This is a genomic window from Haladaptatus sp. AB618 (assembly GCF_024136965.1).
Lineage (GTDB): Archaea > Halobacteriota > Halobacteria > Halobacteriales > Haladaptataceae > Haladaptatus.
In genome coordinates this window covers 53471-68107 of the sequence record NZ_JAMYJX010000015.1, presented here as the reverse complement: position 1 = coordinate 68107, position 14637 = coordinate 53471, and the positions used below count along the sequence as shown (strand labels likewise).

Genomic DNA, 14637 nt, shown 5'->3' with positions numbered 1-14637 from the left:
AGACCATGTCAACGAAATCGCCTAGTGAACTTGAAGCTGACGAGACGGCACAGAAACGCGCACAATGGGAACAGTTTTCCTTCGACGTCGATGCCCCCGGACTCATCGAAGTCACCAATGAGAGCCATGAGAACCCCGAAGACCACCAATACACAGTCTCCATCGACGACGTGACCGAGGAACTGATGGCCTGCACCTGCCCGCATCATGTCCACCGGAACGCCTTTTGCAAACACATGGCCGCCGTCGAAAACGCAACCGACGACGGGACGATTGAGGCATTCCCGTCGGAGGACGACAACGATGCCGAACCGGACAACTGCGACTGTGAGGGCCTCGGTGACTTCCCGTGCTGGCCGTGCGTAAGAACCGGACGGAAACAACTGCCGAACTAACCACCGTTTCAGCCCTTTTTATCCATGGCACACCAATTGACGTTCTCAGATATCACCGACCAGCAAACGCTCACGGAAAGCGCGAAAACTGAGACCAACGATAGCCCCGAGACACCGACGGCCCTCCTCGACCGAGCACGACAGCACGCAACGAACGTCGCCGCTGAACACTTCCCGGATCTGCCGGCCGAAACCATCGGCTGGGAGGTCTCACATCGAGCCCAACGACAGGCAGGCGTCACGAAGTACGACCCGACAACAGAGGCAATCACGATCGCGCTGACCTGGACGGCCTACGAACAACACGGGTGGAAGCAATTCAGCGAAACCGTCCGGCACGAACTGATTCACGCGTGGCAGTACCAACGAGTTCGGCGACGCGGATCACGGCGCAACGTTCACCCGCTGGACAGACCGCCTTGACACCTCACGGCACTGCGAACGCTTCACTACGCCCAAGTGGTGGCTTGTCTGTGAGGACTGCGGCGGTCGGATTGCCCGGTATCGCCGGTCGAAAACAGTGCGCAACCCGGAGCAGTACAGTTGTGGTGAGTGTGGTGGGTCACTCCATGTCGAGGAGGTCGACGGCCACTAACCAATTCTCGTTTAAGTAGTTCTCGCGACAAGCAGAAGATACGAGGAAGATTTTCGCGGATCGCTATATTCTGTGTAGGTGTATCATCTCACCTTTCTGTGTAGGTGTATCATCTCACCTATCGTCGAGTTTGATTCTGTTTTGGTTAGTATAATATGCTAATATTCGTATCTCCATTTCCATCCGCTTGACGACTATCTTTGACGTTTTGCTCGGTAGCATCTCCTCTGGCCTGAGGGACACCCGCGTCGATATGTTTCACATCGTTCAAGAGGCTCGTTTCATTCCCGTTGCTCTGGCGTATCACATCTTCACGGGAACTAGTTGCACCGAAATCCGTGTGACTTAGAACTTGTGCTTCAGTGCGTATTCCAGCGAAAGGCCTTTGTCTGGCGTATCATCCTGCCTTGGCCCTTGCTCACCCTGGAAGACGGCGATGATGTCTTTGATTGAATCGCCAAACCCGATTCGGTCGTAGAGCGAGAACTCGGTGTCGTAGCCGAGGACTTCCGTTTGAACGTAGGGGGGCTCATGGGAGAGCGATGGTTTGGCTGTCCGGTCGGGCCGGAGGTCGTGGTTGGCTCTGTATGCCATCAGTTCGTCCACAGTCTTGCGCGCATTACCGGGAAGGTACCCGAGTACCGAGTCTTCGTCCGCGCTACCTGGCTCTTGAGCCTTCATCGTCACGAGCGACGTTTGGTCCATATTGAACCCAGACGCATCCAAGATCTTGGCGATGACCCAAGGTCGGGCCCATTCGTTCGCATAGATGCGACCCATGTTCCCACCGGCGCGCGGAAGTATCTGGTTTAGGATCACTCTCGGTTGCCCGCGATTAAAGCCCATGAGGAACGGACGACCAACGAGGTAAACGTCCTCCATTTCCCGGTAGAAGCTAACGGGGACTGCTCCGATCCAGCGCTCACCGTTGGCGATTCGTTCCCACACTTCTGCTACTTTGTTTTGAGGCATCGACGAGACCTCGTCGTCTCCGCTGTCCGCTGTCTCCACCGACTTATCGTCATCTAGAGCAGAAAACGCCGGCACAGAGTCCCCGTCACGAGCCTTCACCATCTTTGCAGAGCGAGTGGCTGTGTCCTCCGGGACTGACTGTAGGCTTTCCATCCCCATGTGGAACTCATTGAGAGCTTTGAGTTGGTTGAACTTCGCTTTCCCGAGCTCAACCGCAAGAATCGGTCGAAGTCCTGGGTCCCTGAGCGTGTCGTATAACTCAACTTGATCCTGGCATGCCGTGCGAGGTTTTGATACCTTAGTCATACTCCAAAATAGAACGGTTAGCTGGATACCATTCCCGATTTAGCCAATCGCACGACAGAGGCGGATTGAGTCGAATTGATTTAAGTACCGCCCACCTTTGGCGGAGGCTTCACGAGAGAACGGTGGACAGTCGGCCGGCAGGAACAGTGCCCACCTGATGTCAAACACCCCGTCTTTCAAGTGAATTCCAAAATCACAAACAGTCTACATCAGCCACCCAGACAGTCCACTACTAGCACACCACATTTCCGGAGTAAATCACCCATCAACTGTCGGGACACGCTCTCTCCTTCCACAACCACCCGCTCGCCCACAGACAGTCCCGTTGACTCATTACCAATGACAGTCCGGTGACCGCAATCAGTCCACGTCACAACTCGTCCCAACACACTGGACAGTCCCCCAGTCGTCATCGGATATGACCATCACCCACTGATGAAGGAATGACAGTCCCACGGGCTGGAACACTCCCAACGTCTATTCTGCTGGTCGGTAACGGACAGTCCAGAGTCTCTCTGTCGTACCTCAGGGTTGGCTGCTCTCATCTCTCGTGGAAAGTCTCGCAGTGCTTGACTGCTAATCACTCGTTCATTGAAACCTCGGTGTTTCTCCTATTCACCCGTGTTGGCACCCAGATCTGCGTGAAGCCAGCAGGCACCCAATCAATGCAGTCACTGGCACCCCTCCTTCGTCGCTCACCGGATGTCTTCGTCTTGTCCGGGTAGAGGACTGTCAGAACTCGTCGCTCTTGAGGACTGTCCTGTGCTGTCTCACAGCCTTTGTGTCTCGCACTTCGTCACTCGGTGTTTGGGGGTTCGTTTCTCGAGGTCCTTTCGTCTCGGTGACTGTCATCCTATGGTAACGCTGCACGTCCTTCCCGTCGGTACTGCCGGCTAAGCTCTCGGTCGTGCTGCTCATTCCTTGTTTTCAGCCACCTTTCTCGTTCTCACTCCACTGTCCATGGCTGTTGCACCTCAGTAAACTAGATCAGTCTCTCTCCCAGCCTGCTATTCGCACTACCGGACTGTCCCATCCCGCATTATTCTGTGTTCTGTGGCTGTTGTTTCTGCAAGGGGACTGTCCCCTGTTCTCAATCATGTGACAATCGTTAATGCGCTCTATTGGACTGTCCCTTAGCCGTACTCACTAGGGATGTTTCCTCGTGCTTCCCGGGTCGTACTTTGTTCCAGTTCACGCTTTGCTAGCCACCGGGTTACAGTACCTTTCGTCGTCTACTCTCTCACAGAAATGGCAGCATAGTTACATACCTGACATCGGTTGCTGTTCCTGTCTCTGTTCGTCTGTGTATTTCTGGGAGGACTGTCATCTTGGCTTATGCCCGTGATCTATTCAATCATCCTGATATAATTGACATCAGTGTCGCTACACGCATAGTGGGGTGCCCACGTGCTACGCTCTTTCTGGGTGCCCTTTGTATTCGCTTTCTTGTCCTCGTCGCTCTCGCTCCCATCTATTCTTCTCTAACTCATCGGTTCTGTCTTTGTTCAGCTATTGGTGTCGGGAGGGGTGAGTATAACTATATCGAGGAATATTATTATAACTCTTCGAACTCAATATAACTCCATGTCAGAACAGAGTTCTCCAGCAGACCTAGAGGACCGTCCATCGTTTGAAACCATCCAGCAATCGCTCGGTGAACCACGCCGTGACCTTCTCACCGCTTTTCTTGAAGCTGACAAATCTACGCTGAATACGGCCCAACTTCGGGAACACTCAGCAGTTCCACGCGGGAGTGCCATCCACCATTTGGAACGGCTCACTGAGTGGGGACTTGTCATGGAGAAAGAACAGCGTGAGTACCACGGTCGGGGTGGCTCACACGCACGGAGCTGGGCGCTCACTGAGCGTGGCAGCCAGTTCTGTGACGACTATCTTGATACCCCGGTAAGTGCTTTCGTCTCGCCGGAGGATGTAGCGGCGTTGGATGAGCGTCTGTCAACTCTCGAAAATGATGTAGAACAAATGAAGGCCGTGATTGTGAAGATCGCTGTCCACACTGGAACGCTTACTGAAGACCAGGCAGAGGAGCTACTTGAAGAGTAGCTGCTCACCTCGGAATCAGCACAGCATTAGCCAAACATCCCGGTAATATCGTCTGCGAGGTCGTCGCCGTGATCGTCAGACTCGTCTTGTGGATCCTCCTGGTTCACAGCTTCTGTCTGGGCGACATCAACGGGTTGTGAGGAGTCTTCCTTCCTCTCGTCTCGATTGTCTGCAGCACCCATGATGAGATCCGTGAGTGGTGTCTGTTCACTATCCTCGTATAGCCGAAGATCCATTGGTGTCTCTGTCTCCGGTGGCACCACGATCACGTCCCACTCCACAGCACGCAAGTCACCGTTCATCTCGTACTCGGGAATGATCGGCGGTTTCACGTTCCGGTTGCCACCCGTTGGATAGGCACTCGCGTCGGTGAAGATGTCCGCCGCAGACTCAAATCGAGCGTGAACCGTCCCATCCCCGTCTTGAAGCACGTACTTCCCCGTCTGTTCGTCGTGAACCCACACGTTCTCACGATTTCCTGGCCGGGTAATCGTCTCACCCTCGATACTGAGTGTATTCGTCCCCGTGTAGAACCGTCGCTCACCCTTGATGTCGTGATTGGTCCGGCAACAAAATGGCTCGTGGGCAACCGTATCATACACCTTCTCAGCTACCTCCTCGCGGGCAAAGAACAAGCACCGATGCCCGTCGTTGTGTGCCTGGGCAAGATTCTTGACCGTCTGTGAGGGCTGCGTACTGCCGGTCGTGTGCTCGCTCTCGATATAGACGTCTTTCGTCCCCGCTAACCGATTCAAGAGGGCATGGTCCTCGCGGTAGCTGTTGACCGTGTCCGCGACTGTCTCCGGGTCGTCGTCCGGCCCAATCGCGAGGACGTCGTCCAGTCGTGCAAGACCGTCGGGCATCGCCTCTCCCGTCTGTTCGGGGATTTCGAAGATGAACCCGAGTTGCGTCATCGGCACGTACGCATCAGCCATCGGTGCCCAATGCTCTGCTTTCCCATCGTTCTCCGAGTCACCGAGATTCAGGAACCCGGTATCCAGCGGCTTCACTTCCATCTCGTCCTCGACTTCGCGATGATCGAGGTGCGTATCCGGCACCCGCTGCAAAACTTTTCGCCATGCTTTCCCAGCATCAGTCACGTCGTCACCGGGTAGATACCGATTTAGCCGCTCAACACACACCGCTATTTGTACCCAGCCGCCCGGATCTCCCTGCCGAATACTTTCGTCGTAGACCGCTTTCAGTGTCTGATTGCGCAAATGTTCGTCTGTTCCGACTGGGAGGTCTGCTGGATCGTCAGCAGTCGTTCCTTCATTCAACTCACCATATGGAAGTTCGCGCTGAATTTCGGCGTCGGTAATCGGCGGACTGCCATACTGCTCTAGACTCCGGTAAATCACGTCCTCGGCATCCTTCTCCGAGCGAAGCGGTGGATACGGTGCGAACGTATGGATTTTCAGTGGGTCGGAGTACTGCATGCCGCCCTTAATCGGGATTCGCGTCCAAACTTGGTAATTCTCGGTCTCCATGAGATCCTCCTCGTTGTACCCTTTGAACAGCTTCGCGACGGGACGAGCGTCTTCGTCGTTCGGGAGACGGAAGATCACCGGGTTGTTACAGTTGGCTTTGACGGCGCTCAGCACGCCCGCTTCTTTGAGTTGTTCGGGGTACTGGCAGGCTATCGTCACCGATAGGCGCATCGAGCGAGCTCGTGCGAGCATATTTTTGACATCGAGATTCTGACTCGCAATCGCGTCGAACTCATCGAAGATGGCGAAGAACGGCTCGTTCTCTCCGTCCTCGAACGACCGATTCTGGACGGCACTCCAGATCGGACGCATCACACCAAGGGTGATCATCTGTTTGACGTCCTGGTTCGACACCGGTGTGCGGACAATCACGATTTTGTTCTCGTCGATAATGTCCTGGAAGTCGATTGAGCTCTCACGCTGGGCGATAATCCGACGTATCACCCCGTTTTCGACCCAGTTTTTCACTCGCGAGAGAAGCGGGCGAACGGCGTCGTCGTCCATTCCGGCGATTTCATTGACGAACTCCTTGATGTAGGGATCCTCGACTTCCTCGGCGAACTGTTCGCGACGTTCCTGATTCAGGAGCACGAAGTAGAAATCGATCACCGAGTAGTCCTTCTCGGATTTCATCATCGCTCGGCCCATACTCTCGGTGATCGCCCGCATTCGCGGCCCCCAGTAGTCGTCGTTATCGAGGATCGCTTTCAAGTTCTCCAACCGATCTTCGATTTCCCGCTCTTGTTCAACCTGGCTGTCCGTCTCTGGGATTTCGAGAAAGTTGATCCCGACATCCCGATCAAAATCTTCGTCGCCTGGTTCAATCCAAATCACATCGTCGAGGCGGTCCTCCGGAAGCAGTTGGAGGAGTTCTTTCGAATCACGTGCCTTGGGGTCGAAGTAGACAAACCCATGACCGGCGTACGCTAATTGTACCATCCAGTTCAGCAGCTCTGTCGTCTTTCCGGCTCCTGTTGTGCCACAGACCCAATTGTGCTGAAAGAGTGACCCAAACTCAATCGGAACCTCGCGAAAGCCTTCCTGAGCACTGTCGTTGTAACCTGTCCAGAGCGGCCCTTCGGGACGCGTCCGTGAGCCTTCGAGCAATCGACGTACCTTTGGCCCGGCGACGACACCGTTCTCTTCAGTGTGTGTGAGTACTTCGGCACCGCCGATTCGGTCATTTCCAGTCGGTGTTATCTGATACGGTTCGCCAGTCGGTGCTCGAAGCTCATCCGGTATCTCGTCCTCTTGCTCATCTATATCGGCCTCTACTGACTCTGTATCGGGTGTATCGTTGTTACCGAATAGGTTGTCGAACATCGTATGTCACCAAAGCCCCGGTGTCGGGCTTGCACCGACGTGACGGCGTGAACCATCCGGGAAGCGGGGGAAAGTCACCGCTGTTACTCTTCTCGCTGACTGTCGGCCGGAACTTCGCCACCGCGTTGGGAGTAACGCCAGTCGATTTTCGGCGTCTCAATCTCTTTGTTCGGGATATGTGCGGCACCGGCGAGCTCACTCACTGAGAGAATCATCTCCCGATCTTCCCACTCCCGAGCGTGCAGTTTATCGATGAACGCGTCACGGTCGCTGGCAGGAACAGGCTCATCAGTGAACCCCTGCTCGGTCATGGTGTTGTAGTAGCGGGTGAACATTCCCGCTACTCCACGAGCACGTGATTCGGCTTCATACGGGTCTGGCGAAACAGCCAGAATCCGCATGTTAGTGTGAAAGCCGTACTGTCCCCGTTGCATCTCGACGACATCCGCTGCTTCGCGGTCCTTCTTACTCGCGTCACGAGTACGGGGATTTAGCCAGCCGACAACCTGGTCCGACCGAAGCCCCTCGGCGACGTCGTCCACACTCTCGTCTCGGAACAGGAGCCCACCGTTGCCCTCCGTCCAATCGTTTTTCGCGGGCCGAAAGACGACCTGCACAACGACGCGTGTTTCTGGTGTCGAAAGCATCTCGCTCGTCACTTCGCCGTACGGATCCCTCTCGAAGCCGTCGCCCTGGTGATTGCGAATCGGGTAGTAGTAGTGCCGGTTCAAGTCGAGTTCCGCACCCGCTACGTAGTCGTCAGCGTTGACCTGCGGGAATGCGTCGCCACGCTCTACCCGAAACACCTGCGTATTTGAGTAGCTGTTTGCGACGCGCCGGCGGAACTTGTTTGCGGCATTCTCGTCGGCGGCGTGCATGTAGAATTTGAGCTTCTCCTCGTCGAACCACAGCTCGAAGGAATGGTGCTGGCTGATGTTTGTGTCTCGAAGCCCTTTCGTTCGAACGTCATGGAGCGATTGGAGCATCGCGGCACCATCGACAATCCCTTGGTTGTCTTTGTAGGGCCGAATCCCGAGCAAGACACCCGGCGTTTCGTCCACGGTTTGGGTGTACGACTCGTCAAGCTGTGTCGCAGTGTAGCTCCCGTGCGTCTTGTCACTGCTGAACAGCCCCATCAGAACTCACCCCATTCGTCGGCGATGTACTCCTCGAAGGGACCGTGTTCGCTGGTTTTGTAACTATAGACGATATCCTCGAACGGTGATGCCCTGACTTGGGCGTGCATCCACCCTTGGACGTCCGCATAATCAACGAGATAGTCGGTGTACCCGAGTCCCTGTTCACCGCGTTTGGCGTGCTGGGTGATGAACTGCAGTTGCTCGTCGTTCATCCCAAAGCGTTCCTTGGCGTCCTGTTCTTCCAGCTTGTCTGTGTAGAAGAACTCCGTTGTCGGAATCTGTCCGAGAATGGCACGTTTATACTCCTGCATGTCCGTGTCGTCAGCACTCGCGAAGTCACCCGGTCGGTGTGAGAGGAACCACAGTCCGGCGTTAAAATGCCGCCAGTGACGCGCTGATTGTTGAAGCCAGGCGAGGATTTCCTTCGACTGGAAGAGATAGTGTGCTTCATCGACGACGAACAGCGTCTCACCAGGTGCCCGTTTTACCGCCTGATACACCTGGCCGAGCATCAACTGAAGCATCGTCGCTTTGTCTGCCGCCGCACCAAGCCCCTGAATCTGCTGGAGATCAAGATACGACACCTGACCCGGACGGATGTGCGCTTCCGATTCACCGACGAGTGCGTCGTGTTCCCCACCTTCTTTGAACCCACTGAGCCGTCGGAGTAGCGGGCCAGCGTTCTCTTTGATCTGAGCCTTCTCGAGTTCCGAATCGACGTAGTCACTCGGATTTTCGCCCATGTCGTTGACGATCGTCCGGAAGTTGGCCATCGTCGGGCTGTTCTCCGGTTTGTGTGTCGAGACATCCTTCTTCAGAATCCCCGCCTGTTCGTAGGTGGCGTTCAGTGCATCGGAGACGAGCGGAGCAAAGTCGTCGTTGGCGTCGCCGATCATATCGAGAATGAAATTCCGCGCTTCGGTGAACTTCATGTCGTACGGATCCAGATTCCCCGACGCTTGGAGTACGTCCTCTGGCGTTTCCTCAATGTGGAGCGGGTTAATCGTCTGCGACCCGTCGACCGTGATATGCTGGCCGTTCATGAGTTCGACGAGCCCACCGAACTCACCCATCGTATCGCACAAGATGAGCGTGCGATCCTCGCCCGCTAGATACCACCGTGTCGCTTGCTTGCCGACGTGGTAGGATTTCCCGCTGCCGGAACTTCCGATCGTCAGTCGGTGGCCTGGTGCGACAGAGAACTGATTCTTGATGATCTCGCTTCCGTTCTGCACGTTTCGGCCCTGCTCAACGCCGTCCTCTTGCTCGATGTAGGCAGACACTGGCGGGAAGGCCGCAGCGATTGTCCCCGACAGCGAGAGTGAATAGCGCTCACGTGTGGAGACGTCAGCGAACGCGTCCCGGCCGTTTGGCGAGCATGATTCGAACAGTTCGGCTTGTCGTTGCTCCGGCGCAAGTACCGTTAGATGGGCGGGAGCACTTTCGAGCGTTCCTCGAACTTTCTCGCAGGCGCTTTCGAGTGCTCGGTGTTTGGCAATATCCAGCGTTAACTCATCTTCACTCGCTAGCCCTTCCTCGATTCGCTCTTCAGCTTCATCCAGTGCTTGTCTCGTCCCAGCACGCACGGTAACGTACCCGCTCAAATCCCACGGTTGGGCTTGCGTGTGATGGAGGAGTTTGTACATCTTCACGTACGGGTCAAGGTCGTCTTCGACGAGGATCGCCGAGACATCACTCATGTCTTTGCGCTCGTCGATGTTCGCGTCGATCTCGCCGATTGTATCCTTCAATTCGAGTTCCGTTGCTCGCTTGTCCCGCGCTCGCACATCTAAGCACACATCGACGTCCACTCCTCGCATAGTGTAGATCGCCTCGAGAAACTTCTCTTGGGGTTCGACTGGCCAATCGGCGATCCAGTAGGTCCGACAGTACTGCTGGCCGGTGCGAACGTAGCCATCGCGAGCGTCGAACGTTTGCGGCGCCAGCAGTTCCTGCACTCGATCGTGAGCCAGTCCGTTTGTCTCGTTTTCGTCGCTGGCGAGTGGGGCGAGTAAGCCTTCGCGGACCTGTGCGAGGAACGACGCCTCTTCGCCGACCGCGTCGTCAGCATGGGTGCTCGTTGCGACCGGTTGCGAGATGGTGCCGCCGTCGGTTGTGGCTTCGACCGTCGCGACGTCTGCTATTCCCGTTGATGGCGTGTCGGTCGTCTCCACTGCTTCAGGTCGTGGACTGTCGCCGTCCTCGGCACGATGTGGCCACACCGCTGCATCGACGTCTTTCGTCACACTGCTGGCGTCAAAGGAGTGCTCGGTGCCACTCCAGTACCGACCCAGGAGGAGCGCATGCTCAGCTGGGCCGACTTGCGTCGTCTCACACCCGTCGGTACTTCCGAATGCCCGTGAAAGCCGAGAGAGCCGACTCTTCACTTCACGCTGCATCCGTCTACGTTTGGCATCCCACTGTTCGTCGTCGCTGCCGAACAACAGCGACCGGATCTCACTCTCGTCGGTCGTGTCCGGCACCGCCACTTCGTCCGGGCGAACTTCGACGACGAGATAGTGCTGCCATTCCCGTGCATCGAACCGCGGAAAATCGGTGTTCTCGGTCCACTGAATAACGCTTCGAAGGAGCTCTCGCGCTAGCTTCCACTCCTCGCCCGCGTACTCCGAGGAATAGAGTTTCGCCCGATACTTCTCGGTCACATCGTGGGGGTCAATCTCCAGCGCCGTGCTGAACAGGCGGAAATTGAAATCGCTCACGTGTTGGTCAAGTTCGCCACGAATCCGGCCAATCATTTCTCTGGCGTCACTCGTCTCTTGCATCGTCGTATTTCGACCAGAGATCCGTGCTAGGGCAACGAGTCGCCCGTCGTCCATCTCGGCAGTGCCGTCGGCGTGGATTCGATTCACTCCGTGGACAGTCGCCGCTTCATCGCCTGACTTTGGGAAGCCGCGCTTGGCCTTCACGTAAGCGATCGGGGTTTTGATGCGATCAAGTCCCGTCGAGTACTCGCCCGATGAGACGGCCAGTCCAATACCACCGAGTCCACCAAGCACGCCCACACTGGCACCCAGCAAGGAGGGGCCGAGTGGGGCACCGAATAGGGCGGCAAGACCGCTGGCACCGACGATACCGGCACCGGGCGTGCCGTAAAGCAGGTCGTTTACTTTGAATCCCTGATAATCGAGCCCGGAATCGACGAATGGCGGTACGAGTTGACTCGGGTCCTTCGGTGCATCTGCGTTGTCTGTCATGGGTAAGGCCCGTTCCCAGCCTTGCACCGGGATGTCGGCGTGAACCGAAACGGGGGTCAGTCGTATCGCTGCAGTATCTCACGACCCTGATTCAACTCGTAGTCAGCGCGTTCTTGCTCCTCGCGTACGTCTTGGGCGTCGATACCGCCGTCTGCGTTCAACGCGTTGTTTACTGAATCGTAGTTTACAGTGTCCTCCGTTGCCGACGTGCCAGCGCTAAACGTCGAATTATCCGATTGTTCCCAACTGGAACCATCGTTGCTCTGGTAGTCTTGGTACTTCTCGTGAACATTGTGGCCGACGCGATTGCCCGCTTCGCCGATGTATTTCCCTGCTTTGCGCTGGTTCGCTGCTGAAGTCCCAAGGGCGATCGAGGCGGCGTCATTCGCGTGGGCTAGCATCTCCTTCGGGAGAACGAGCAACGCGAAGACGAGTCCTCCAACGACGAGAATGAACGTCTCTAGTACGCCGAGTGCGCCTGATGTCCAGGGCAAATCAGCGAGTAACCGAAGGACGAGTGCCTGAAAGAGTTTCGTGACGATCACGACGCCGAAGAGATAGACGAAGGTGTCACCAATGCTCTTCAGAAAGCCCGAATACGCACGACAGGCCCAAGAGAGCGGCCACAAGAACACGCACACATAGATGAGGGCTCGCTCGAGGCCGAGGATGAGGAGCCCGACGGCGATCGTACCCGATTGAAGAAAGCCGAGGAGGACACCGAGACCAAGGCCGACACCGAGTTTCGCGAGTTTTGCGTTTGTTTGGATGAACTCGGCACCGTTGGGGGCAACTGACATTGCAGTCTCGTTCGCCAGATGGAGTAAGAGCGGCGGGATAATCCAGGTCGTCGCAACCATGACAAGCGCGATGCCGACGCGCTTCCACGCCTGACGTTTCTCGTACGGATCCGACCGATAGAAGGACATCCCGAAAGCCGCCATCAACACGACACTCGCGAGACCGGCCGTCCACGCCGAGGCTTTGTACACACCCGGCCACAGGCCGTTTTGAGGATTAACCCACGTACTCGGCCTATCTGGTTGGCCGGGTGCAGGCACCGCAGCGACGCCGTCGCGGACCATATTCGGGATACCCTTCCCGATACCGAGGAAAATTCCGGCGATGGCTTTGAGTTCTCCCCTCGCCATGTCAACCGGGTTGATCGATGGAACCAGCCCTCCGAGATACCCACCGCCGTCGCTACTGTTCCCACCGTTTGTCGAATTATTCGATGGTGCCGTTGTCTGGCGGTCACCCGGACTAGCGCTCCAGTGATTCTGGGACGTCGTTGAGTTGGTTGCACTGGCTGAGTGTGCCGTGACCGGAACGGCAAGGGACGCGACACTCACGATGAGAAGGAGCACCACCAGCCAGCTACTGGGTCTGTTCTGTATCATAGTCGGAAGAGGAGTGCCTGAACGCACTCACATTATATTCGCAAAATTCACGCACGAAAGCGTGCTCACGCCAGCCTTGTCGAGGACAACAGCGAATAGTGGGAAAAACCACGCACCACAGAATGTGATCACCGCTCCACGCGCCGCGTCACGACCCTCTTTCTTTTTATCAGAGCGAGCGCTCCCCATCTTCAGCCAGGCCATTGCACCGCGGAATGCGGCGAGCAGAAACATCCCCATCGTGATCATTCCGAACGCGAGTGTAATGACGGGACCAAGGCCAGACGAACACATCACGTCGCCTGCCTCCTGAGTGGCTTGGGCCGCCACTGGGACTGAAAACGCCGCCGTTGTGGCGACGATGCCGACGCTGCGACGAATGAATCGAGTGGGAATCGCTTCACACTTCTCAGTCACCAAGTCCACCAGTGCGTGATACTCCTGGATCGAATCGTCTGTCAATCGGTGAAATCGGTCAGAGATGTGTCTCTGGGCCGATTTCGGCTTTTGTTCATCCATTGTACTCACTCCCACATCTAGAGGGCTAGATAAATACCTTACGCACACACTGAGATGCCGTATACTACCGAACGAAGCCAGTGTGTGCGTAACCTATTTATGTCATACCCTAGGGCTGTACTATATGCTCCCACACAAATCCAGCAATAGAGTCTCTCTCACAAATGTCGACAAGGAAATTCTCGCACTCCTCCGTAAAGGACGGGCAACACAATCATACATCGTCGACGAAACGGGCCGCTCGCGTCAATACGTTCACAACCGACTCGGGATACTCACTGCTGCTGGGTACCTCAAGAACATCCATGCGAAAACGGCCTTGTACGAGTTAGTCGGTGATCCGCTTGCTGACGAGGAAAATGGAGGATAAGGACATGCAAATCCCACCTCTATCGATCGAAGCACCGAACGAAACTGCGCGAGATACACTTCGCCGACACGTCGCGGTACTCATTGGTATTGGCAAACTCATTCTCGTCGGAATTCTTATTCAGATACTGGTTCTCGGAACGACCGGTGGTATCGCTCTGTATGTCCTCAACGTCTCGAATTATGTCGGTGGTTGGATGGTTATTTTCTCGTGGTTTATCGCCGCGTATCTGATCAAACTCTATGGTCGCAACATCTTCCCGGTAAACGCCGACCAATTCACTCGGATTTGAGACCTCACTCCCTTCATGTATTCTGCTACCGTTGAGGTAGCAGCGTCTGAACGCCGATACGCCAGCAGGCTATCCAAGTTAGTATATTATACTAACCTCTGCGCGACCGATTGTAGACTCATTCTTTCAATCATCCCAATCATCCCTTGAATAGTGAGAGACACGATTATAGCTCGTGATGCGCATCCTTTGCTCCACGAACCGTCTCGGCGACGGCCTCGATACCAGCGTCATGAAGTACATCACCGACAATGACCGTATCAGCGACACTCGCCATCTCGTAGGCAGAGTCGTAATCGTGAATCCCGCCACCGTAGAAGAGCTGGGCTGACGAGAGTGCATCTCGTGCGGCAGCCACGACAGCTGGATCACCAAGAGTGCCGGAGTATTCGAGATAGACGATTTCTTGGCCAAGGATCTGTTCGGCGAGTTCAGCATAGGCGACGACGTCATCGGTCTCAAGATTACAATCCACCTGCGTATACTAGATTTAGCGTAGTGTATATTTTCAAAAATAATAGGCACAAATCTACATTAACAGGCTGAAGATAAGAATG

The 14637-nt window shown here is 55.7% G+C and carries 11 protein-coding genes and 1 pseudogene; 5 read left to right on the top strand and 7 right to left on the bottom strand.

The genetic code is table 11. The features are described from left to right. The coding region (locus NKF26_RS23460) for an SWIM zinc finger family protein (protein ID WP_253234996.1) at positions 1-395 on the top strand (395 nt) is incomplete at its 5' end. Positions 396-419: 24 nt separating this feature from the next. After that, positions 420-818: a SprT-like domain-containing protein gene (locus tag NKF26_RS23455; protein ID WP_253234995.1), complete on the top strand. Its 399-nt coding sequence runs from the start codon at positions 420-422 to the stop codon at positions 816-818. 517 nt (positions 819-1335) lie between these two features. Here NKF26_RS23455 and NKF26_RS23450 read toward each other — a convergent pair. Further along, a complete protein-coding gene (locus NKF26_RS23450; RefSeq protein ID WP_253234994.1) occupies positions 1336-2268 on the bottom strand; it encodes a hypothetical protein in 933 nt (310 codons plus the stop codon). 1584 nt (positions 2269-3852) lie between these two features. On the opposite strand from NKF26_RS23450, the gene NKF26_RS23445 reads away from it, so the two are divergent. Next, a complete protein-coding gene (locus NKF26_RS23445; RefSeq protein ID WP_253234993.1) occupies positions 3853-4332 on the top strand; it encodes a transcriptional regulator in 480 nt (159 codons plus the stop codon). A 26-nt stretch (positions 4333-4358) separates the two neighbouring features. On the opposite strand, the gene NKF26_RS23440 is transcribed toward NKF26_RS23445, so the two are convergent. From NKF26_RS23440 to NKF26_RS23420, 5 genes are all read right to left on the bottom strand, one after another. Next, complete coding sequence (locus NKF26_RS23440; RefSeq protein WP_253234992.1) at positions 4359-7145, bottom strand: type IV secretory system conjugative DNA transfer family protein; 2787 nt, start codon at positions 7143-7145, stop codon at positions 4359-4361. Between the two features lie 83 nt (positions 7146-7228). Beyond that, positions 7229-8281 carry a hypothetical protein gene (locus NKF26_RS23435; protein WP_253234991.1) on the bottom strand — a complete coding sequence of 351 codons (1053 nt, stop codon included), beginning with the start codon at positions 8279-8281 and terminating at the stop codon, positions 7229-7231. Then, positions 8281-11499, bottom strand: coding sequence for a VirB4 family type IV secretion system protein (locus NKF26_RS23430; protein ID WP_253234990.1), 3219 nt, complete (start codon positions 11497-11499; stop codon positions 8281-8283). Before NKF26_RS23430 ends, NKF26_RS23435 begins: the two co-directional genes overlap by 1 nt. 56 nt (positions 11500-11555) lie before the next feature. After that, positions 11556-12650, bottom strand: a complete 1095-nt coding sequence (locus NKF26_RS23425) for a hypothetical protein (RefSeq protein ID WP_253234989.1) — start codon at positions 12648-12650, stop codon at positions 11556-11558. 276 nt (positions 12651-12926) lie between these two features. Next, positions 12927-13418 (bottom strand): hypothetical protein, encoded by a 492-nt coding sequence (locus tag NKF26_RS23420; protein ID WP_253234988.1) that lies wholly within the window; start codon positions 13416-13418, stop codon positions 12927-12929. Here NKF26_RS23420 and NKF26_RS24550 point away from each other — a divergent pair. Both NKF26_RS24550 and NKF26_RS23410 read left to right on the top strand, forming a co-directional pair. Next, positions 13381-13788: a helix-turn-helix transcriptional regulator gene (locus NKF26_RS24550; protein WP_369682187.1), complete on the top strand. Its 408-nt coding sequence runs from the start codon at positions 13381-13383 to the stop codon at positions 13786-13788. The genes NKF26_RS23420 and NKF26_RS24550 overlap by 38 nt on opposite strands. Next, positions 13778-14080 carry a hypothetical protein gene (locus NKF26_RS23410; protein WP_253234986.1) on the top strand — a complete coding sequence of 101 codons (303 nt, stop codon included), beginning with the start codon at positions 13778-13780 and terminating at the stop codon, positions 14078-14080. Before NKF26_RS24550 ends, NKF26_RS23410 begins: the two co-directional genes overlap by 11 nt. Before the next feature lie 166 nt (positions 14081-14246). Here the strand turns inward: NKF26_RS23410 and NKF26_RS23405 are convergent. Then, positions 14247-14564 (bottom strand): annotated as a pseudogene (locus tag NKF26_RS23405) (geranylgeranylglyceryl/heptaprenylglyceryl phosphate synthase); the annotation flags it as partial. Positions 14565-14637: the final 73 nt, after the last annotated feature.